We start from the raw sequence: 20,839 nt of genomic DNA, 5'->3' as shown, positions 1-20,839 counted from the left end.
GTCTCACAACATCCGGCCCGCGACCGCGTCCAGCTTTGCCACGAGCGTGGGGTCGCGCGCGTCGGGCTGGGTCAGGATCGCGTATTCCAGCGCCCGGTCGCATCCGTGCGGGCAGGGCGCGCGGTCCGCACCCAGCAGGGCCGGCAGGCGGCTGACCAGCGCGCGGCCCTTGTCGGCATTGCCGGTGAGCGTTTTGATGATCTCGGTCACGTCAACCTCGCCGTGGTCGGGATGCCAGCTGTCGTAGTCGGTGATCATCGCAACGGAGGCATAGCAAAGCTCCGCCTCGCGGGCGAGCTTGGCTTCGGGCATGTTGGTCATGCCGATCACATCCGCACCCCAGCTTGTCCGGTACATCCGCGATTCCGCGAGGGTCGAGAATTGCGGCCCCTCCATCGCCAGATAGGTGCCGCCCCGGTGGACGGTGATGCCCGCGTCGCGGGCGGCAGTTTCGCAGGCATCGCCCAGACGCGGACAGGTCGGATGGGCTACACTTACATGGGCCACGCAGCCGGTGCCGAAAAACGATTTCTCGCGCGCGAAGGTGCGGTCGATGAACTGGTCCACGATCACGAAATCCCCGGGCGCCATTTCCTCGCGGAAAGACCCGCAGGCGGAGACCGAGATCACGTCGGTGCACCCGATCCGCTTCAGCGCGTCGATATTGGCGCGGTAGGGCACGCTGGTGGGCGAATGGACGTGCCCGCGCCCGTGGCGCGGCAGGAACGCCATGTCGACGCCGTCGAGTGTCCCTGTCAGGATCGCGTCCGAGGGCGCGCCCCAGGGTGTTTTGACGGTGATCCATTCGGCATTGTCGAGGCCGTCGATCTCGTAAATACCCGAGCCGCCGATTACGGCGATTTTGGTCTTGGTCATTAGGGGGGCTCCGCGTCGGTTGATGCGGCGATGTTCGCGGGGAAGCGGGGTGAATGCAACCGCGTTATCCTGCTGCGCGCAAGGGGTGACTGCAGGGCCTACGGATGCGCGGGCGCGCTGCGGCCTTTCCATCCCGGCCCATCCTTGCTAGGGGGGCGCAACTCCTCCGCTAGTTTCAAGGATTTTCGCATGGCGCGCAGCGTATTTCGTTCGTTTACGCAGAACCTGACCCCGAAGACGCTGGACGTGACCGATCTTCGCTGGATGGGCGAGGACGGGTTCTCTGTCGGGCGCCTGCGGGTCGAGCTGTTGTCGGGTCTGACGGTTGCACTGGCGCTCGTGCCCGAGGCGGTGGCCTTTGCCTTCGTCGCCGGAGTTCACCCGCTGGTCGGCCTCTATGCGGCGTTCATCGTCGGTCTGATCACGGCGCTGATCGGCGGGCGGCCCGGCATGATTTCGGGCGCGACGGGCGCGCTTGCGGTCGTGATGGTGGCGCTGGTGGCGCAGCATGGCGTCGAATACCTGTTTGCCACGGTGGTCCTGATGGGGCTGTTGCAGATGTTCGCGGGCTTCATGCGATGGGGCAAGTTCATCCGGCTGGTACCGCATCCGGTCATGCTGGGCTTCGTCAACGGGCTGGCGATTGTTATTTTTCTGGCCCAGCTGGGCCAGTTCAAGGTGCCGGGCACGATGGTCGATACGGGCCACGGCATGGGTGGCGGCGAATGGCTGTCGGGCCAGCCGTTGTACCTGATGCTGGCACTCGTCGCGGCGACCATGGCGATCATCTGGGTCATGCCACGCATCACCAAGCTGATCCCGGCACCGCTGGCAGGGATCGGGATCGTCGCGGCACTGGTCATTTTCACAGGAATGGACGTGCCACGGGTGGGCGATCTGGCCTCTATCCAGGGCGGTTTGCCAAGTTTCCACAACCCCTTCGGCACCGGAACCGGCCTTTATGGTACGGCAATGGCACCCTTCACGCTTGAGACCTTCTATATCATTCTGCCCTATGCCGTGATCCTCGCGGCCATCGGGCTGATCGAAAGCCTGCTGACGCTCAACCTTGTCGGGGATATGACGAACCAGCGCGGTGGCGCCAGTCAGGAATGTGTCGCGCAGGGTGTCGCCAATACCGTCACCGGCTTTTTCGGCGGCATGGGCGGTTGTGCGATGATCGGCCAGTCGATGATCAACGTGAAATCGGGGGGCCGCACACGGGTGGCGGGCATCGCTGCCGCGCTGTTCCTGCTGGTCTTCATCGTGGCTGCCGCACCGATGATCGAACTGGTGCCGCTGGCGGCGCTGGTCGGGGTGATGTTCATGGTGGTGATCGGGACATTCGCGTGGAACTCGCTGACGATCCTGCGCAAGGTGCCGCTGATGGATGCCTTCGTCATCGTGCTGGTGACGGTCGTCACCGTCTACGAGGACCTTGCCGTTGCGGTTGTCGTCGGTGTGATTGTCAGCGCGTTGGCCTATGCGTGGAACAACGCCCGTCGCATCTATGCCAAGACCCATACAACGCCGGAAGGGGCCAAGGTTTACCAGATTCAGGGGCCCTTGTTCTTCGGATCTTCCGAAGGTTTTGCCGAACTCTTCAACGTGCTTGAAGATCCCCAGGAAGTGATCGTGGATTTCGAAAACAGCCGCGTCGTGGATCAGTCCGCGCTTCAGGCCATCGAGGCGATTGCGGGCAAATACGAGGACGCGGGCAAGCGCCTGCAATTGCGCCACCTCAGTCGTGACTGCCATGCGTTGCTGAAACGGGCGGGCCACCTGATGATCGACAGCGACGACGACCCCGAATACCAGCTGGCGGTGAACTATCAGGTCCGCACCGGCGTTCTGGGCGGACACTAGGCAACGACCGATCGGGCGGGCATGGGTAACTTGCCTGAAAGGTTTTCCTTGGCTAGTGTTCAGCAAAGAAACTAGGCGCCGCGGAACGTGTTGCCGGTGATTGAGCAATTCGGGTAAGGCGCATGCGGACATATCCAATCCCATTCAACGAAGAGGCGCGCGTGCGCGCCGTGCAGGAGGTTCCCGGGCTCACCCGCGAGAACCACGCGGTCTTTGACGCGATTTGCCATGCGGTGGCGGCCTTGCTGGATTGTCCCATCGCCCATGTCAGCGTCGTCGAGGAGGCGACGCAGTGGTACAAGTCCGTCGTCGGGATCGAGCTGGGCGAGATGCCCAAGGATTCCTCCTTTTGTACCCACACGATCATGTCCGATTCGCCCATGGTGGTGACGGACCTCAGCGCACATCCGCGGTTTTCCGAACACCCGATGGTCGCGGAGGGCGGGCCGGGGGCGCGGTTCTACGCGGGCGTGCCGCTTGTACTGTCGTCGGGATTTCGCTTTGGCAGCCTGTGCGCGCTGGACCTGCAGCCGCACAAGGCCCCCACGGACAAGCAGATAGAGATCCTGTCCCACCTTGGCGATGCCGTGGTTGCAGCCCTGGAGAAAGCGCCGCCGGGGAACGCGGCGGCGGTGCCGGAAACGGCGCAGCGCAATTTTCTGGCCCTTGTAGGTCACGAGTTGCGCACGCCCCTGACGGTCATGCGTGGCGCACTCGAGCTGATCGTGGGGCGGCTGGACGATCCGATCAACACGCGCCTTGCCGAAAGCGCCCGCAAGTCGACCGAACACCTGAATAAACTGGTTGAAACGATCCTGCGCTACAGCGATGTCTCGACGGGGGATATGTCGCTGGACGAGACGCCGGTCAGGATCTGCGACATGCTTGCCCAGATGCAGGAAGCCCATGCGCCCAGCGTCGACGAGCTGAACAAGGTTCTAATCCCCCCCATCTGCACGGTCTCCGACGCGATCCTCGCGGACGAGGGCCATCTGCGGATTTGCCTCACATCGCTTTTGTTGAATGCCGTGCTCCACGGCGGGGACGAGATCGGCTTGAAGGCGGAACTCGACACTGCCGGGCATGTCGTCATATCCGTGCTCGATAACGGCCGTCTGGACGACGCTGTCGAACTGCACCGTCTGTACGAGCCCTTCGCCGTGGGTGGTGAGCTCTCAGAGCGCGGAACGGGCGGAGGACTTGGCCTTGGCCTGCCGCTCACGCGCAAACTGATCGAGCTGCACGGCGGTGAACTGCAAATCGAAAGCTCTGCAGAAGGCACCGCCGCGCGGATCCGGCTGCCGAAATGGCGCTACCAGACCAAGAGAACCCATTAGTCGTCGGGGCGCGCCATCTCGAAGACCTCGCGGACGCGCGTGTAGTCACGGTATCCCAGACGGCTGAGCGGTTCATAGCGGGTGACGTCGAACTTGCCATCGACAAGACAGTCGTCGCGCAGATGCACGCCGATCACTTCCCCGAAACACACGAAATTGGCCGCGCCCTCGATCTGAACGATCTGGGTCAGGCGGCACTCCATCGCCGCGGGGGCATTGGCGACGCGCGCGCAGGCAATCTCATCGCATTCGACTTTTTCCAGTCCGGCATGGACGAATTCGTCGACGTCATGCGGCAGATGCGCGGCAGAGGCGTTCATGGCGTCGCGCGCGGCGTATTCGACGATGTTGACGCAAAAGACGCCGGTGTCGCGGATGTTTGCCATGCTGTCCTTGGTGCCGTCGCGGTCGTCCTTGGCGCCGGTCGAGGCGAACATGACCTGCGGCGGTGTATAGGCCACGCCGTTGAAAAAGGAGTAGGGTGCGAGATTGTCGCGACCTTCGGAGTCGCGGGTCGAGATCCAGCCGATGGGACGGGGTGTCACGATAGCGTTGAAAGGGTTGTGTGGCAGGCCGTGACCGTCTTCGGGACGATAGAACATGTTGGGGTATCTCCGTTGTGATTGAACCCAGTGCTAGCGTCATGTTAGTCCGCTTTCCAGCACGAATGACCGGAGCGCGCCCGTGTACAGCCTATTTCCCGAAGGCGCTGACGACCATTGGGAGGTCGAGGCGCTGTACGATACGTGTTTCGCGCCCGGTCGGACGGCGTTGTCGTCCTACCGTCTGCGCGATGGCGTGGCGCCCGTGGCGGGCTTGTCGATGCTGGCCCGCGACGGCGACGGCATCCTTGCCGGGGCGATCCGGTACTGGCCGGTCGCGGTGGGCGGGCATCCCGCATTGCTGCTCGGACCGGTTGCAGTCCACCCGACACGGCAGGGCGAGGGGCTGGGCGCGCTGCTTATTGAAACGTCGCTGGAGCGTGCTGTCCCGCTGGGCTGGACCCGTGTGATGCTGGTCGGCGATGCGCCCTATTACGGGCGCTACGGTTTTACCAAGCTTTCCGATGTGGAAATGCCCCCGCCCACGAATCCCGACAGGGTCCTGGGGCGGGCCTTGTCCGACGGGGCGTGGGACAGCGTGTCAGGCTTGGTCGAGAAAGCCGCGCGTTAGGCGGTATTCGGCCTTCCGCGCGCCGTTGCATTGCGCCCGCAGGACGCCCACATTGGGGCGGAGGGAGGCGCCCATGACCGACAACACCAGTTTACCCGCCGAGATCGACGTCGAGGCCGAGCTTGAGCGTATCGCGCGGCGCTACAAGAAAGCCGGCGGCGTTGGAATTACCGTGCTCAACATGATCGGCGGGCAGGCCGAGAACCTCCTCGACAGGCTGCCTGCGGGGGTGCGCCGCCAGCTCGAGACGGCGACCGTGCGCGCGCTCGAGCATGCGATGAACGCCGCGCATACCAGCCGCGCGCGGGTTCCCGACCAGTCCTCGTGGCTCAATTCGGCGGTGTCTGTCGCCATGGGGGCTGCGGGCGGGGCCGGGGGGCTGCCCACCGCGCTGGCCGAACTGCCTGTGACCACAACGCTTCTGCTGCGCGTGATCGAGGGCGTCGCCGCCGAGCACGGCTTTGACACCGAGGCGGAAAGCGTGCGCTTCGATTGTGTGCGGGTCTTTTCGGCGGCCGGTCCGCTGACGGATGACGACGGGTCGGACCTCGCGTTCCTGACCGCGCGTCTGGCGCTTTCGGGAAAGGCGGTGCAGGCGATCGTGCATAAGGTGGCACCGCGCCTTGCGGTCGTCATGGGCCAGAAACTCGCCGCGCAGACCGTGCCGGTGCTGGGCGCCATCGCGGGGGCCGCGACGAATTATGCCTATACCAGCTATTACGAGGATATGGCGCATGTGCATTTCGGGCTGCGCAAGCTGGCGATCGACGCCGATATCCGCCCCGAAGAGCTCAACAAGCGCCTCGCGGTCAAGATGAAACAACTCACGTCCGTTTAGGGTCCGCCCTGCGAGGAGCGCCCGCAGGGCAGCGAGGAGCGCGCGGGTCAGCGTCCGATGCTGCCCTGTGCGATGGCGGTGGATTTCAGTACGGCGAAACAATCCTGCCCCTCGCGCAGGTCCAGCTCCGAAACCGCCCGCCGCGTGATCCGTGCAAGCAGCTGGTCTGTCCCCGCCGCCAGCGCGATTGCCGCGCCGGGCCCTTCGCCGGTGCGGATGTTGCGCACCCTCACGGGCAGGATGTTCAGCGCCGAAAGCCCCTCTGGCCGCGCGCGCGCGATCAGGATGTCCTGCGCCTTGATCCGCAGGCGCACGCGCGCCCCGACAGCCGCTTCCACCCCCGGCAGCAACAGCGTTCCCGCACTCACGCCAAGCCGCGTCAGCCCGTCGGCCTCATGCGCCAGAACCTCTGCGTCAATCACCGACCCGGCCTCGCGCACCCCCAGATGCGGCACGGCGGCGGGATCGGACATCACGTCGCGCAACGGGCCTTGCGCGGCAACGCGGCCCGCGCGCAACAAGACCAGCGTGTCGGCCAGACGCGCCACCTCGTCCAGCGAATGGCTCACGTAGAGGATCGGCACCCGCAGCGGCCCATCGCGCAGCCGTTCCAGAAACGGCAGGATCTCTTCCTTGCGCGGCGCATCGAGACTGGCCAGCGGTTCGTCCATCAGCAGCATCCGCGGGGCGCTCAGCAGAGCGCGCCCCAGTGCCACGCGCTGGCGCTCGCCGCCCGACAGGGTTTCGGGTTTGCGCCGCAGCAACGGGGCGAGACCCAGAAGGTCTATCACATCCGCCCGCGGCACGCGCACCCCTGCGGGGGCGTAGCGGGCGCCGAAATCAAGGTTCCGCGCCACGTCGAGATGCGGAAACAGGCGAGCGTCCTGGAACACCGTGCCGAACCGTCGCTTGTGGGGCGGGACGAACCGGCCGGTGGCCGTATCCATCAGGGTCTCGCCGGCGATGCTCAGATGTCCCTCGTCGGGGCGCAACAGACCCGCGACTGCCTTGATCACCGTACTTTTACCCGCGCCCGAGCGCCCGAAAAGCGCCGTGACCCCGCCGCCCGCACGCAGCGACAGGTCGAGGTCGAACTCCCCGAAGCGGTGGCGCAGCGACAGCTCCAGGCTCATGCCCGGTCCCCGATGCGCGCGGCCACCCGGCGGGCAAGAAGTTCGGAGGCGAAAACCGCCCCCAGTGCAACGACGCAGGACAGCAGCGCCAGCGCTGTCGCCTGCGCCTCGCCGCCCGGAATTTGCAGCGCGGTCCAGATTGCGATGGGCAGGGTTTGCGTTTCTCCGGGGATGTTCGCAACGAAGGTGATCGTCGCGCCGAATTCGCCCATCGCCTTGGCAAACCCCATGACGGCCCCGGCAAGAATACCGGGGGCGATCAGCGGCAGGGTCACGCGCAGGAACACCTCCGCGCGCGACGCGCCGAGCGTTGCAGCAGCCTCTTCAAGCCTCGGATCCACCGCCTCGAACGCCAGCCGCATGGCGCGCACCATCAGCGGAAACCCCATCACCACCGCCGCAAGCACCGCGCCGGTCCACTTGAAGGCAAGCGTGATGCCGACTGTTTCAAGCGCGGCGCCCACCGGGGCCGCGGGCGAAAAGAGGCTCAGAAGGATATAGCCGGTGACCACCGGCGGCATTACCAGCGGCAGATGGACAAGCGCGCTGACGAGCGTCTTGCCGCGAAAGTCGCGCCGCGCCAGCAGCCATGCCACCCAGATCGACAAGGGCACGCCCAGCAGCGTCGCCCAGACAGCGACCCGCAGCGACAGCGCCAGCGCGGCCCAGGCCGCCGCATCAAGGGTCATGGCCCGTCCGCCGGAGCCGCAAAGCCGAACTGCGCAAAGATCGCCTCAGCCTCGGGACTGCGCAGGAAGGCCACGAAATCGCGGCCCTCTTCGGTCAGAGCGGCTGCGGGATAGCGGATCGGCGGATGCGCGGAGGCCGGCACACGGTAGAGCACGTCCACACGCGGCTCTGCGGCCGCATCGGCGGCATAGACCACCCCCAGCGGTGCGGCCCCCTGCGCCACCAGCGCTAGTGCCGCGCGCACATTGTCGGTCTCTGCGAGACGCGGCACCAGCGTCTCCCACAGCCCCGCATGCTGCAACCATGCCCGCGCGTAGGAACCTGCGGGCACCGCATCGCGCTGGCCGATGGCAAGGCGCCCGCGCGGGCCCAGCAGGGCCATCAGCCCCGGACCGTCCACCACCGGTAGGTCCGGGCTGCCCTTGCGGCCCACGAGCACCAGCGCGCCGCCCGCGACATCAACGCGGCTGCCCGCCAGCAGCACGTCGCGCTCAGCCAGCCAGTCCGCCCAGTCGGCATGCGCCAGCACCACGGCATCCACCGGCGCACCAGCGGCGATCTGGCGGGCGAGCGTCCCGGACCCCGCGAAGGAAAGTGTCACCTCCTGCGGGAAGCTCCGCGCAATCTCGCTAAGCGCGTCGCGCAGGCTGGCGGCAGCGAATACGGTGACCGGACGGGCCTGCGCCCATCCGGCAAAGCCGAACAAAAAGACGGTGAGGGCGAGGATGCGTATCATGTCGCTGCGACTATCCTTCAACCGGCCACGGGCGGCAAGAGGCACCGCAGGCCGGTTTTTTGCGGTGGCCAGCCGTCCACTCTGGCGCTAGCTGTGTTGCAGATCGGACCGCGTAGGTGAAGGGGATACGCCCGAAGATGGCAAAACAACTGCCGATATCGCTCTACGGGGGCGCAAAGGACGCCGCGCGGGTGCAATTTGCGGCCCTGTGCTGGCGCGTGAAAAAGGGCAAGGTTGAAATCCTGCTGGTGACATCGCGCACGCGCAAGCGCTGGATCGTGCCCAAGGGCTGGCCGATGGAGGGCAAGACCCCCGCCGCCAGTGCCGCGCGCGAAGCCTGGGAAGAAGCCGGTGTCCGCGGTGTTGCGAGCGATTCCTGCCTCGGCGTTTATTCCTACATGAAAAACAGCCGCAGCGGCACACCGATACCGGTTGTGGCGATGCTGTATCCGGTGCGGGTGCGCACAACAGAAAAACGGTTCCCCGAAGCGCGCGAGCGGCGGCGCAAGTGGGTCTCCCGCAAGCGCGCAGCCAAGCTGGTGCAGCAAAAGGAACTGGCGAAGCTGATCGTGGGGTTCGACCCGCCCGAAGCCCGTGGCCCCAGCGCGCCCGCTTGACCGAACGGGGGTGCAGCGCCATTTATAGGTTAGTCACTGTCTGCAACGAAGGAATGGTCAGATGATCCGCTACGCGCTGCGCTGCGATGACGGACACGAATTCGAAAGCTGGTTTCAATCGGCTGCGGCCTTCGACGCGCTCGCGAAAGCCGGACATCTGAGCTGCGGGGTCTGCGGGTCGGGGGCCGTGCGCAAGGCGCTGATGGCGCCGAACGTGGTCGAAAAGGCCGCACCGGCCAAGCCGCCGCGCACAGCCGAGCAGGACCCCGCGGTGAGGCTGGCGGAGCTGCGCCGGGAGATCGAGGCGAAAGCAACCTACGTCGGCGGAAGCTTTGCCGAACGCGCGCGCGAGATGCACGAGGGGCGCAGCCCCGAAAAACCGATTTACGGAGAAACGACACCGGCGGAGGCGCGCGCGCTTCTGGACGACGGTGTGCCGGTCGCGCCGCTGCCGTTCAAGCCGCGCCAGAAAATGCAGTAACGGCCCCCGATCCCCACAGGAAGGACGACAGGAATGACCATCGTGATCACCGGCGCAAGCCGCGGCATTGGCGCAGGCCTTGCCGAGCATTACCGCGCAGCCGGAAAGGACGTGATGGGCGCAAGCCGGTCACCTTCGTCGGATATCCAGCTCGACGTGACGCAACCGTCGAGCCACAGCGCCATGGCGCAGGCGCTGGGCGAGGGGCCGGTGGAGTTGCTGGTGTGCAACGCCGGTGTCTACCTCGACAAGGGCTGCGATCTGGATACCGGTTTCGGCGCGGACCTCTGGGCGCAGAGCTTTGCGGTGAACGTCACCGGGGTATTTCTGAGCATTCAGGCGCTTCTGCCGCATCTGCGCCGCGCCCCGGCGCCGAAAATCGCGATCATCTCGTCCCAGATGGCGTCCAGCACTCTGGCTCCGGGTGGCAGCTATATCTACCGCGCGTCCAAGGCGGCAGTGCTCAATCTGGGTCGGAACCTTGCTACAGACCTCAAGCCCGAAGGCATTGCCGTGGGTATCTATCACCCCGGCTGGGTGCAGACGGATATGGGGGGCGGGACCGCCGATATCGATGTGGATGCCTCTGTCGCGGGGCTGGTGGATCGTTTCGCGGCCCTGGATCTGACGCGCACAGGCTGTTTCGAGACATGGGACGGGCGCGACCACCCCATGTAGCCCGGGAAGGCATGCTGTCGGGATCCGATGGAGCGCGTTCTGGACCCTACCGGCCGCCTGACGCTTGCAAGGGCGCTCCGGCTGTCGTAGAGGGCGCGGGAGACCGCAAACGGGGGTACGATGCCTGTTCTCGTGATGAAATTCGGTGGCACGTCGGTTGCCACGCTGGACCGTATCCGCCGCGCGGCAAAACGCGTGGGTGTCGAGGTTGCCAAGGGATATGACGTGATCGTCATCGTCTCTGCCATGGCGGGCAAGACCAACGAACTGGTCGGCTGGGTCGGCGAGACGTCGGCGCTCTACGATGCGCGCGAGTATGACGCCGTCGTGTCTTCGGGCGAAAACGTGACGGCGGGGCTGATGGCCCTGACCTTGCAGGAAATGGATATTCCCGCGCGCAGCTGGCAGGGCTGGCAAGTGCCGGTCCAGACGACCTCGGCGCATTCCGCCGCGCGGATCGAGGATATTCCCCCCAAGAACATCCTCGCCAAATTCGCGGACGGCATGAAGGTCGCTGTCGTGGCGGGCTTTCAGGGCGTCAGCCCCGAAGGCCGGATCACCACGCTGGGCCGGGGGGGATCGGATACCACAGCAGTTGCTTTCGCCGCCGCCTTCGATGCCGAGCGCTGCGATATCTACACCGATGTCGATGGTGTCTATACAACCGATCCGCGCGTATCGTCGAAGGCGCGCAAGCTGGACAAGATCTCGTTCGAGGAAATGCTCGAACTTGCGTCGCTGGGTGCGAAGGTGCTGCAAACGCGGTCGGTCGAACTGGCCATGCGCTACAAGGTGAAGCTACGGGTGCTTTCGAGCTTCGAGGAACAATCGGACGATGCCGGCACACTTGTGTGCGACGAGGAGGAAATCATGGAAAGCAATGTAGTTGCTGGGATCGCGTTCAGCCGCGACGAGGCGAAAATGACACTGGTGTCGGTGGCCGACAGACCGGGGATCGCGGCGAGCATCTTTACCGCGCTTTCCGATGCGGGTGTGAACGTCGACATGATCGTGCAGAACATCGCCGAAGAAGGGCGGACCGACATGACGTGGTCCTGTCCGGTCGATCAGGTCAAACGCGCGGATGCGGCGATGGCCAAGGCGGCCGCCGACGGGGTGATCCGCTATCAGGATCTGATCGCCGACGAGGATGTCGCGAAGGTGTCCGTGGTCGGCATCGGGATGCGCAGCCACACGGGTGTTGCGGCCAAGATGTTCAAGGTTCTCTCGAACGAGGGCATCAACATCAAGGTAATCACCACCTCCGAAATCAAGATTTCGGTGCTGATCGACCGCAAGTATATGGAGCTTGCCGTGCAGGCGCTCCACGACGCCTTCGAGCTTGAGAAAGCTGTATAATTCAAATATATCAACGTAATGCGTCGTAAAGTTAATTTGACGCATTAATTGTATATGGCGCCGGTCGCCGGTTTGGCGTGCCTAAATCTGCGGCGCGGGCAAGTGCTGTGCCCTATTCGTAACCCTGTCGGGACACCCTTTGCTGTTCACCCTCCCCAAATACGGGTAGAGACGCTATAAAGAGTGTCGCACGAGCAATCGGGAAGAATATGGCGGAACGGACAGAGAGCGATAGCCGAAAGCTGCTTGGCCGCCTGCGCGATGCCATGGCAGGCGACGACGCTGGGCAGGCGCGGCTGGACAAGATCACGCATCTGATCGCGACCTCGATGGGGTGCGAGGTGTGTTCGATCTACCTGTTCCGCGACGAGAACACGCTGGAGCTTTGCGCGACCGAAGGTCTGAAGAAAGACGCGGTTCACCAGACACGGATGAAGATGGGCGAGGGCCTTGTGGGCCGTGTGGCGCGCCGCAAGCGGGTCATCAACACGCCCGACGCGCCGCAGGCGAAGGGTTTCCGCTACATGCCCGAGACCGGGGAGGAGATCTATTCCAGCTTCCTCGGCGTGCCGATCCAGCGGCTGGGCGAGATGCTGGGCGTTCTGGTCGTACAGTCCAAGGAAGCCCGTGAATTCAGCGCCGACGAGGTCTATGCCCTCGAAGTGGTAGCGATGGTGCTGGCGGAAATGACCGAGCTTGGCGCCTTCGTCGGCGAGGGCGCCGCGATGTCGGCGCGGCACTCGCAGCCGGTGATGATCCGCGGCACTGTTGCGCAGGAGGGTGTGGCCGAAGGCCATGTCTGGCTGCACGATCCGAGGGTTGTCGTGTCGAATCCCATCGCCGACGACCCCGATCGCGAAAGCCAGCGCCTGATCGAGGCGGTGGATACGCTGCGGCTGAGTGTCGACCAGATGCTGACGCTCTCGGTCGGCGACAAGGACCAGCGGCAGGTCATCGAAACCTACCGGATGTTCGCCAACTCCAAAAGCTGGATGCAGCGGATGCAGGCCGACATCACCCAAGGCCTGTCCGCGGAAGCGGCGGTGGAAAAGGAACAGTCGCTGGCCCGCGCGCGGATGGGACAGGCATCGGATGCCTATCTGCGCGAACGCCTGAGCGATCTGGACGATCTGTCCAACCGCCTGCTGCGCATCCTGACCGGGCAGGGGCGTGACACCGGCGCCGAAATGCCGCCAGACCCGATTCTGGTGGCGACCAATATCGGCCCGGCGGAATTGCTGGAATACGGGCGCAGCCTGAAGGGCATCATCCTCGAGAACGGATCAGTCGGCAGCCACGCCGCGATCGTCGCGCGGGCGCTGGCCATTCCACTGATCGTGAACGCGGGCCGCGTCACGCTCGAGGCGCTGAACGGCGATCACGTGATGGTCGACGGCGAGCAGGGCATCGTGCACCTGCGGCCCGAAGACAACGTCGCCACGGCGTTCCGCGACAAGATCGCGATGCAGGCAGCAGCGCAGGAGCGCTATGCCTCGATCCGTGACAAACCGGCAGAGACGAAATGCGGCAGCGTCATCGGCCTTCACATGAACGCGGGCCTGATGGCAGACCTGCCGTCGCTGAGCGGGTCCGGCGCCGAAGGTGTGGGTCTGTTCCGCACCGAACTGCAATTTCTGATCCGCAACCACATGCCCCGCCGGTCCGAGCTGAGCGCGCTTTACGCCCGTGTTCTGGATGCCGCGCAGGGCAAGCGCGTGGTGTTCCGCACGCTCGATATCGGGTCGGACAAGGTGCTTCCCTACATGAAGCCCAATGAGGAACCGAACCCCGCCTTGGGCTGGCGCGCGATCCGCGTGGGGCTGGACAAGCCCGGTATCATGCGCATGCAGCTGCAGGCGCTTTTCCGTGCCGCCAAAGGCGGACCGCTGACCGTGATGTTCCCCTTCGTCGCCCAGTTCGAGGAATACCGCGCCGCGCGCGCCGAGGTCGACCGGACGCTGGAGATCGAGGCGCGGCTGGGCCACAAGCTGCCGTCGAAAATCGACGTGGGCGCGATGCTCGAGACGCCGTCGCTGGCCTACGCCCCGCGCAAGTTTTTCGAAGAGGTCGATTTCCTGTCGATCGGCGGTAACGACCTGAAGCAGTTCTTCTTCGCCGCCGACCGCGAGAACGAAAGGGTGCGCAAGCGTTATGACACGCTGAACGTCAGCTTCCTGACCTTCCTTGAAAATATCGTCGCGCGCTGCAACGAGACGCAAACGCCACTGTCGTTCTGTGGCGAGGACGCGGGCCGTCCAGTGGAGGCCCTCTGTTTCGCCGCGATCGGTTTCCGGCAGTTGTCGATGCGGCCCGCCTCTATCGGGCCGGTGAAAAGCCTGCTGCGGCGCTGCGATCTGCAAGAGGTACGCGCGGTCATCGAAGCGGCACGCGAACGCGGCGACATGTCGGTACGCAGCTCCGTGATGGCCTATCTGCGCGAGCAGTACTGACGCCGGACTGTGCTAGCCGGTGCGCCGGATCGTCAGGCGCGCGCGCAGCCCGTGCTGGGTATCCTCGAACCGCAATGTGCCGCTGTGCAGCTGTGCGATGGTCGCAACGATGGTCAGCCCCAGACCGTGGCCGTCGACCGCCTCGACACCGTCGCCGCGTTTGAAAGGGTCGATCAGGCTTTCGACCTCTGCCGCCGATACATCCGTGCCTTCGTCCTCGACCAGTATCGTTGCCGTATCGGCGGTGGATTCCCAGCCGACAGTTGCGCGGCGTCCGTATTTCAGCGCGTTGTCCACCAGGTTAGACACGGCACGTTCCAGCGCGATCGGACGGCCTGTCACGATGATCTGGCGGTCGCCTGAAAGGGTGGCGTGGCCCCGCGCGGCCCCGAAAATCGACGGCGCGCCGCTGACAACGGTGTCGCGAGGCGCGCGCAGGGACACCGCCGCACCGGTATCGCGGTAGTCTTCGACAATCGCGTCCAGCAGAGAGGTCAACGACAGCTCGCGCGCGGTTTCGCCACTGGTTTCGGCGCGGGTGTAGGTCAGCACGCTGTCGATCAGCCCTGTCATCCGGTCGATATCCGCCTCAAGCTTGCGGCGCAGGTCGGCGTCTTCGATCAGGGCGGCCCGCAGGCGCAGTCTGGTGGCAGGCGTGCCGAGATCGTGGCTCACCCCCGAAAGGACGCCCGCGCGGCGGGCCAGCTGGTCGCGCTCGGCCCCCAGATAGCTGTTTACGGCGGCAACGATGTCGCGCAGTTCGGCGGGGCCGTTCGCGTCGTAGCTGTCGGGCCCGCCCAGCCGCTGGCGCATGCGCAGGGCGCGCGCGAAGGTGTCGAAGGCGGCAGTGGTGTTGCCGATATGGGTGACGATGGCCGCGAGGGCGAGAACGGCAAGGCCCGCCGCCACGAGCCGCCAGTCCTTCGGCGCCGCAGCGCAGCCCCAGAGCGCCGTGCCGTCCACGCGGGTCCACGCGCCGCGCCCCAGCCGGGCGTAGAGGATCGGATCGCTGCAATAGGTCGCGAAAAGCCGTGTGAGATCTGCCAGTTCTGCGGCGGCAGACCGCGCGGTGCCCGACCGGATATCCGCCACGGGATAGCGAAGCTTGTCCGAGACGACACCGATCTGCACCCCGCCGCTGTCGGATTGCAACGACAGCAGGGTGATGAACGCGGGCTGCGGTGCGCCGGGTAGGCGGTCGAACGCGCCCGCTTCGGCCAGCGTGGCAAGGTCGGGGGGCAGGGGGGATACGTTCAGACCCATGCCCGGATCCGCCCCGCTGCGCAGCGCTTCGAACACGCGAAAGCCCGCCTCGTAGGCGTCGGTCAGATGGCTGTTCCACGCCTGCGCGGACCGGTACCAGAGCGTCGCGCTCAGAACGCCCGCCAGCATCGCGGCGGTGACCCACAGAACTGCCAGCTGGCTCAGGCGCAGAGGGTGGGTCATGGATCGTCGCTGGTGTCGATATCGACGGCCATGACATAGCCGATCCCGCGTTCGGTGCGGATCATCTCGGGCGCTTTGGGATCGGTTTCGATCTTGGACCGCAGGCGCCCGACCAGCACGTCTATGGCGCGCCCGCTGGCCTCTGTCGCGCCGTCGCTGCCGGTCACGTCAAGCGCGGTCGCGATCTCCTCGCGGGTGAGGGGGATATGCGGATTGGCCAGCAGCACTTTCAACAGCCCCGTCTCGCGCCGCGAGAGCGAGACCTGATACCCCTGGGGCGAGATCGCCTCGTCACGCTTGCCGTCGTACGTCCATCCGCCGAAGCGGAAGGTCTGTGTGCGCCTCCGGTACGCCAGAGAGGACGAACGGCGCGCGCGCGACAGTACCGCACGAACCCGCGCGAGCAGCAGATCGGGATTGAACGGTTTGGCGACATAATCGTCCGCGCCCCTTTCGTATCCCGCCATCCGGTGGTGGTCGGCCGACTGCGCCGAGACCATGATGATCGGCACATCCTGTTCGCGCCTCAGGCTCTGGCAGATGTCCAGCCCGTTCTCGTCGCCCAGCATCACGTCGAGCAGGATAAGGTCGATGCGCCCGTCCGCCAGATGCGCCCGCACGCCCGCTTCGGTGTCGGCGGGCAGGGCAATATGGCCGTGTTTCCGGAGGTACTGCACCATCATATCGCGCATCTCGGGGTCGTCATCGACCACCAGAATACGTGGAATCGCCATTGTCGTCCCCTGCCTGTGCGGCCATTCCGGCGCCGCGCCATGTAACAGGTCGGCGCCCGTATCCGTCAAGTGTAACAGCCTGTAACGAAAGCGCCGAAAATCTTGCGCCAACCGCCGGCTTCGCGTCATGCGGGCGTTGCGCGGTGCATGGGGATTGGGCAGACTCGTCCGAAGCAGTGCCCAAAATGGCACGCTTATCTGGGAGGATACCATGAAGATCTATTTGACAGGCGCGGCTTCCGCGCTGGCGCTTGGCGCGACCCTTGCCCATGCTGAACCTCAGGCCGAGGTTCTGCATTACTGGACATCCGGTGGCGAGGCGAAATCCGTCGCCGTTCTGCAAGAAGAATTCGCGGCCAACGGCGGCACCTGGACCGACATGCCCGTTGCGGGTGGGGGCGGCGATGCCGCGATGACCGCGCTGCGTGCGCGGGTCCTGTCCGGCAACGCGCCGACAGCGGTGCAGCTGAAGGGCCCGGCCATTCAGGAATGGTACGAAGAGGGCGTTCTGGCCGATATCTCGAATGTCGCGGAAGCGCAGAACTGGGCCGAGGTGCTGCCCGAATCCATCGCCAGCCACATGAAATGCGAGGGCACATGGTGCGCCGCACCTGTGAACGTGCACCGCGTCGACTGGATCTGGGCCAACGCGGATGTGCTCGAGGCGAACGGCATCGAGATGCCGACTACGTGGGACGCGTTCAACGCAGCCGCAGACACGCTTCAGGCCGCTGGCATCACGCCGTTGGCACACGGTGGTCAGGCATGGCAGGACGCGACCATTTTCGAAGCCGTGGCACTGGGCATTCTGGGGCCCGAAGGCTACCGCAAGGCCTTTGTCGATCTCGATATGGACACGCTGAAATCCGACGAGATGAAGGCGGTCTTCGACCAGATGCGCAAGATGCGCGGCTATGTCGATGACAACTTCTCGGGCCGCGACTGGAACCTTGCCACCGCGATGGTCATGAACGGCGAAGCGGCGTTCCAGATCATGGGCGACTGGGCCAAGGGCGAATTCACAGCCGCAGGCAAGGTGCCGGGCGAGGATTTCCTCTGTGCCTCCACGCCGGGTGAAGGGTTCCTCTATAACGTCGACAGCTTCGCGATGTTCGAAGTCGAAGGTGACGACAAGCGGGCCGGTCAGGAACTGCTGGCCGAACTGGTCGTCGGCAAGAACTTCCAGGAGGTGTTCAACCTCAACAAGGGCTCGATCCCCGCGCGCACCGATGTGTCGCTAGAGAAATTCGACCAATGTGCAGAGCTTTCCTCGGCTGACATGACCGCAAGCTCCGACAGCGGTTCGCTGTTGCCAAGCTATGCGCACGGCATGGCGCTGCGCGGCGCGCAGGCGGGTGCGATCACCGACGTGGTGACGGCGCATTTCAACTCCGACATGTCCTCGGATGAAGCGGTGCAGATGCTGGCCGACGCGGTCGCCAACAGCATGTGATCACGGCCCTCTCCGTCCGGTGGTTTGCGCCGGGCGGAGATTTCCCCCGAAGGGACCAATCCCATGACCAAATGGCTCGAAGAGAACACGCCGAAACTGGTGCTGGCACCGTCGTTCATTGCCGTGCTGGTTTTCGTCTACGGATTTATCGGCTGGACGGCCTGGGTGTCGCTGACACGCTCGCGGCTGATGCCGCGCTACGAGATCGAGGGGCTGATCCAGTATGATCGGCTGTTTGCGTCCCCGCGGTGGGACACGGCGCTGAACAACCTGTTCATTTTCGGCGCGCTGTTCATCGTTATCGCGATGGTGCTGGGGTTGGTTCTGGCGATCCTGCTGGATCAGAACATCCGCACCGAAGGCGCGCTCCGAACGATCTATCTCTACCCCATGGCGCTGTCGATGATCGTGACGGGCACAGCGTGGAAATGGATCCTCAACCCCGGTCTGGGGATCGAGAAGACCGTGCAGGGCTGGGGTTTCGAGACCTTCGAGTTCGACTGGCTCGTCGATCCGGATATGGCGATCTATACCATCGTGCTGGCGGCCATCTGGCAGAGCTCGGGTTTCGTCATGGCGCTGTTTCTGGCCGGGTTGCGGTCCGTGGACGGCGAGATCATCAAGGCCGCGCAGGTCGACGGCATTCCCACATGGCGCGTCTATACGGCGATCATCCTACCCTCCATGGCGCCAATTTTCCTGTCCGCCTTCATCGTGCTGAGCCACCTCGCCATCAAGAGCTTCGATCTGGTGATCGCCCTGACGGGCGGCGGGCCGGGCTATGCCACCGATCTGCCCGCCACCTACATGTACGCCATGGCGTTTTCGCGCGGCGATATCGGGCAGGCGGCCAGTTCGGCAATGGTCATGATGATGGTCGTTTTCGCCATCGTCGTACCCTACCTATATTCCGAGTTGAGGACGCGTGATGACTGATGCCGCACTCGCCACCCGATCGGAGCGCCGCACCGGCAAGGTGATCCTGCGCTGGATCCTCTACCTGCTGCTGGGTCTCTTCGCGCTGTTCTACTTGATGCCGCTTTTCGTGATGGTCACGACATCGCTCAAAAGCCTGGAAGAGATCCGCACGGGCGACCTGATCGCCCTGCCGCGCGAGATTACCTTCGATGCATGGGCCACCGCATGGTCGGGCGCCTGTACCGGCGTGCAATGCGAAGGGATGCGCCCCTATTTCTGGAACTCGGTCCTGATCGCGGTTCCAGGGGTGGCGATATCGACGCTTCTGGGTGCGCTGAACGGATTTGTCGTGGCGCAGTGGCGCTTTCGCGGGGCGAACATCATCTTCTCGCTGATGCTGTTTGGCTGTTTCATCCCGTTTCAGGTGGTCCTGCTGCCGATGGCGCGGATGCTGGGGCTGATGGGTGTCGCGGGCACGATCCCGGGCCTGATCTTTGTCCACGTGATCTATGGCCTTGGATTTACCACGCTGTTCTTCCGCAATTATTACGTGTCGATCCCGTCCGAGCTGACCAAGGCGGCCAAGGTCGACGGGGCGGGATTTTTCCGCATCTTCTGGTCGATCTTCCTGCCGCTCTCGCTGCCGATCATCGTGGTTACGGTCATCTGGCAGTTCACGCAGATCTGGAACGATTTCCTCTTCGGTGTGTCGTTCAGCCAGGCGGGGACGCAGCCGGTGACGGTCGCGCTCAACAACATCGTCAATTCGACCACCGGCGTGAAGGAATACAACGTCGACATGGCCGCAGCGATCATCGCCGCCCTGCCGACGCTTCTGGTCTATGTCGTCGCCGGCAAATATTTCATCCGCGGTCTGACCGCCGGTTCCGTGAAGGGATAACGCAATGGCCCCCATCCTCGAAATCAACAAATTGTTCAAGAACTACGGCGCGACCGAGGTGCTGAAGGACATCAACGTCAGCATCGACGAGGGCGATTTCCTCGTGCTGGTCGGCCCGTCGGGGTGCGGGAAGTCCACGCTGCTGAACTGCATCGCGGGGCTGGAGCCGATCACCGGCGGCGATCTGCACATCGGTGGGCGCAACATGACCAATGTCAGCCCCAAGGACCGCGATATCGCGATGGTGTTCCAGTCCTACGCGCTTTATCCGACAATGACGGTGGCCAAGAACATCACCTTCGGCATGAAGGTGCGCGGGGTCGATGCGGCGACGCAGGCCGAAAAGCTCAAACAGGTCGCGGCGCAATTGCAGATCGAACCGCTGCTCAACCGGCGGCCGGGCCAGTTGTCGGGTGGCCAGCGCCAGCGGGTCGCCATGGGCCGTGCGCTGGTGCGTGACCCCAAGCTCTTTCTGTTCGACGAACCGCTCAGCAACCTCGACGCCAAGCTGCGAGTCGAGATGCGCACCGAGATCAAGGCCCTGCACCAGAGGCTCGGCGCGTCCATGGTCTATGTCACCCACGACCAGATCGAGGCCATGACACTGGCCACCAAGATCGTCGTGATGAAGGGCGGTGTGATCCAGCAGATCGGCAGCCCCTCCGAGATATACAACCGGCCCGCAAACCTGTTTGTGGCGGATTTCATGGGCAGCCCCGCGATGAACCTGATCCCGGCAAAATGCCGCGCGGACGGCGACGGCACCCGGATCGAGATTGCGCGCGAAGGGGCGGCGCCCGTGGTGCTGACCGACCGGCGCAACCGCGATCTGCCGGAGGATGTCATCATCGGTGTCCGCCCCGAGGACATCGCCGACCCCGACCTGCGCGGCGGGCAGGACGCGCAGGAAGCCGAATGCGTGATCGATATCCTCGAACCGGCGGGCGCGGACACCTACGCGGTGCTGCAACTGGGCGGCAAACACGTCACCGCGCGCCTTCATGCGGAAACCAACGCCCGCGCGGGCGCGCCCAAGCGGCTGGCCTTTGATCTGGCGAAAGTCAGCTATTTCGCGCCGGATACCGGATTGCGGGTAAACTGACGGTCGGTTTTGGCCGTGCGCTGCGCGGCCCGCCGGATGATAGCCCCTGAT

Annotated in this window: 20 protein-coding genes; 13 read left to right on the top strand and 7 right to left on the bottom strand. The window is 64.7% G+C overall.

Annotated features, from left to right (window positions below; all coding sequences use genetic code 11):
- Positions 1 to 3: 3 nt before the first annotated feature.
- Positions 4 to 876 (bottom strand): S-methyl-5'-thioadenosine phosphorylase, encoded by an 873-nt coding sequence (locus ABMC89_RS06945; RefSeq protein ID WP_349566566.1) that lies wholly within the window; start codon positions 874 to 876, stop codon positions 4 to 6.
- 189 nt (positions 877 to 1,065) lie between these two features.
- On the opposite strand from ABMC89_RS06945, the gene ABMC89_RS06940 reads away from it, so the two are divergent.
- Together ABMC89_RS06940 and ABMC89_RS06935 are read left to right on the top strand one after the other, a co-directional pair.
- Positions 1,066 to 2,742: a SulP family inorganic anion transporter gene (locus ABMC89_RS06940; RefSeq protein ID WP_349566563.1), complete on the top strand. Its 1,677-nt coding sequence runs from the start codon at positions 1,066 to 1,068 to the stop codon at positions 2,740 to 2,742.
- A 122-nt stretch (positions 2,743 to 2,864) separates the two neighbouring features.
- Complete coding sequence (locus tag ABMC89_RS06935; RefSeq protein WP_349566561.1) at positions 2,865 to 4,079, top strand: GAF domain-containing sensor histidine kinase; 1,215 nt, start codon at positions 2,865 to 2,867, stop codon at positions 4,077 to 4,079.
- On the opposite strand, the gene ABMC89_RS06930 is transcribed toward ABMC89_RS06935, so the two are convergent.
- Entirely contained in the window at positions 4,076 to 4,681 is a 606-nt protein-coding gene (locus ABMC89_RS06930; RefSeq protein WP_349566560.1) for a flavin reductase family protein, read from the bottom strand. The two genes, ABMC89_RS06935 and ABMC89_RS06930, sit on opposite strands and share 4 nt — an antisense overlap.
- Positions 4,682 to 4,763: 82 nt before the next feature.
- On the opposite strand from ABMC89_RS06930, the gene ABMC89_RS06925 reads away from it, so the two are divergent.
- The gene (locus ABMC89_RS06925) at positions 4,764 to 5,252 is read left to right on the top strand and encodes a GNAT family N-acetyltransferase (protein WP_349566558.1); all 489 of its coding nucleotides are present in this window, start codon (positions 4,764 to 4,766) and stop codon (positions 5,250 to 5,252) included.
- Between the two features lie 73 nt (positions 5,253 to 5,325).
- Positions 5,326 to 6,090, top strand: coding sequence for an EcsC family protein (locus tag ABMC89_RS06920; protein WP_349566556.1), 765 nt, complete (start codon positions 5,326 to 5,328; stop codon positions 6,088 to 6,090).
- A gap of 47 nt (positions 6,091 to 6,137) precedes the next feature.
- Here the strand turns inward: ABMC89_RS06920 and modC are convergent, their stop codons facing one another.
- The 3 genes from modC to modA are packed head-to-tail and all read right to left on the bottom strand — an operon-like array spanning position 6,138 to position 8,649.
- Positions 6,138 to 7,223: a molybdenum ABC transporter ATP-binding protein gene (gene modC / locus ABMC89_RS06915; protein WP_349566554.1), complete on the bottom strand. Its 1,086-nt coding sequence runs from the start codon at positions 7,221 to 7,223 to the stop codon at positions 6,138 to 6,140.
- Complete coding sequence (gene modB / locus ABMC89_RS06910; protein ID WP_349566552.1) at positions 7,220 to 7,912, bottom strand: molybdate ABC transporter permease subunit; 693 nt, start codon at positions 7,910 to 7,912, stop codon at positions 7,220 to 7,222. The genes modC and modB overlap by 4 nt, the downstream gene beginning before the upstream one ends.
- Complete coding sequence (modA, locus tag ABMC89_RS06905) at positions 7,909 to 8,649, bottom strand: molybdate ABC transporter substrate-binding protein (protein WP_349566549.1); 741 nt, start codon at positions 8,647 to 8,649, stop codon at positions 7,909 to 7,911. Before modA ends, modB begins: the two co-directional genes overlap by 4 nt.
- Before the next feature lie 137 nt (positions 8,650 to 8,786).
- On the opposite strand from modA, the gene ABMC89_RS06900 reads away from it, so the two are divergent.
- From ABMC89_RS06900 to ptsP, 5 genes are all read left to right on the top strand, one after another.
- Positions 8,787 to 9,266 carry an NUDIX hydrolase gene (locus tag ABMC89_RS06900; protein WP_349566547.1) on the top strand — a complete coding sequence of 160 codons (480 nt, stop codon included), beginning with the start codon at positions 8,787 to 8,789 and terminating at the stop codon, positions 9,264 to 9,266.
- Between the two features lie 61 nt (positions 9,267 to 9,327).
- A complete protein-coding gene (locus ABMC89_RS06895) occupies positions 9,328 to 9,747 on the top strand; it encodes a DUF1178 family protein (RefSeq protein WP_349566545.1) in 420 nt (139 codons plus the stop codon).
- 33 nt (positions 9,748 to 9,780) lie between these two features.
- Positions 9,781 to 10,425, top strand: a complete 645-nt coding sequence (locus ABMC89_RS06890; RefSeq protein WP_349566542.1) for an SDR family NAD(P)-dependent oxidoreductase — start codon at positions 9,781 to 9,783, stop codon at positions 10,423 to 10,425.
- Between the two features lie 120 nt (positions 10,426 to 10,545).
- A complete protein-coding gene (locus ABMC89_RS06885) occupies positions 10,546 to 11,784 on the top strand; it encodes an aspartate kinase (protein WP_349566540.1) in 1,239 nt (412 codons plus the stop codon).
- A 209-nt stretch (positions 11,785 to 11,993) separates the two neighbouring features.
- Complete coding sequence (gene ptsP, locus ABMC89_RS06880; protein WP_349566538.1) at positions 11,994 to 14,234, top strand: phosphoenolpyruvate--protein phosphotransferase; 2,241 nt, start codon at positions 11,994 to 11,996, stop codon at positions 14,232 to 14,234.
- A 12-nt stretch (positions 14,235 to 14,246) separates the two neighbouring features.
- On the opposite strand, the gene ABMC89_RS06875 is transcribed toward ptsP, so the two are convergent.
- Positions 14,247 to 15,680, bottom strand: a complete 1,434-nt coding sequence (locus tag ABMC89_RS06875) for a sensor histidine kinase (RefSeq protein ID WP_349566536.1) — start codon at positions 15,678 to 15,680, stop codon at positions 14,247 to 14,249.
- Positions 15,677 to 16,414 (bottom strand): response regulator transcription factor, encoded by a 738-nt coding sequence (locus tag ABMC89_RS06870; protein ID WP_349566534.1) that lies wholly within the window; start codon positions 16,412 to 16,414, stop codon positions 15,677 to 15,679. The genes ABMC89_RS06875 and ABMC89_RS06870 overlap by 4 nt, the downstream gene beginning before the upstream one ends.
- 211 nt (positions 16,415 to 16,625) lie before the next feature.
- Between ABMC89_RS06870 and ABMC89_RS06865 the strand changes: the two genes are divergently transcribed.
- The 4 genes from ABMC89_RS06865 (at position 16,626) to ABMC89_RS06850 (ending at position 20,788) form a co-directional block, all read left to right on the top strand.
- Entirely contained in the window at positions 16,626 to 17,867 is a 1,242-nt protein-coding gene (locus ABMC89_RS06865; protein WP_349566532.1) for an ABC transporter substrate-binding protein, read from the top strand.
- A 63-nt stretch (positions 17,868 to 17,930) separates the two neighbouring features.
- Positions 17,931 to 18,803, top strand: a complete 873-nt coding sequence (locus ABMC89_RS06860; protein ID WP_349566530.1) for a carbohydrate ABC transporter permease — start codon at positions 17,931 to 17,933, stop codon at positions 18,801 to 18,803.
- Complete coding sequence (locus ABMC89_RS06855; RefSeq protein WP_349566528.1) at positions 18,796 to 19,686, top strand: carbohydrate ABC transporter permease; 891 nt, start codon at positions 18,796 to 18,798, stop codon at positions 19,684 to 19,686. Before ABMC89_RS06860 ends, ABMC89_RS06855 begins: the two co-directional genes overlap by 8 nt.
- A gap of 4 nt (positions 19,687 to 19,690) precedes the next feature.
- Positions 19,691 to 20,788, top strand: coding sequence for an ABC transporter ATP-binding protein (locus ABMC89_RS06850; protein ID WP_349566526.1), 1,098 nt, complete (start codon positions 19,691 to 19,693; stop codon positions 20,786 to 20,788).
- Positions 20,789 to 20,839 lie beyond the last annotated feature (51 nt).

It is taken from the genome of Sulfitobacter sp. HNIBRBA3233 (assembly GCF_040149665.1).
Classification (GTDB): domain Bacteria; phylum Pseudomonadota; class Alphaproteobacteria; order Rhodobacterales; family Rhodobacteraceae; genus Sulfitobacter; species Sulfitobacter marinivivus.
Note: the sequence above shows the minus strand (reverse complement) of the source record. Positions and strands in the feature narration are given on the sequence as shown.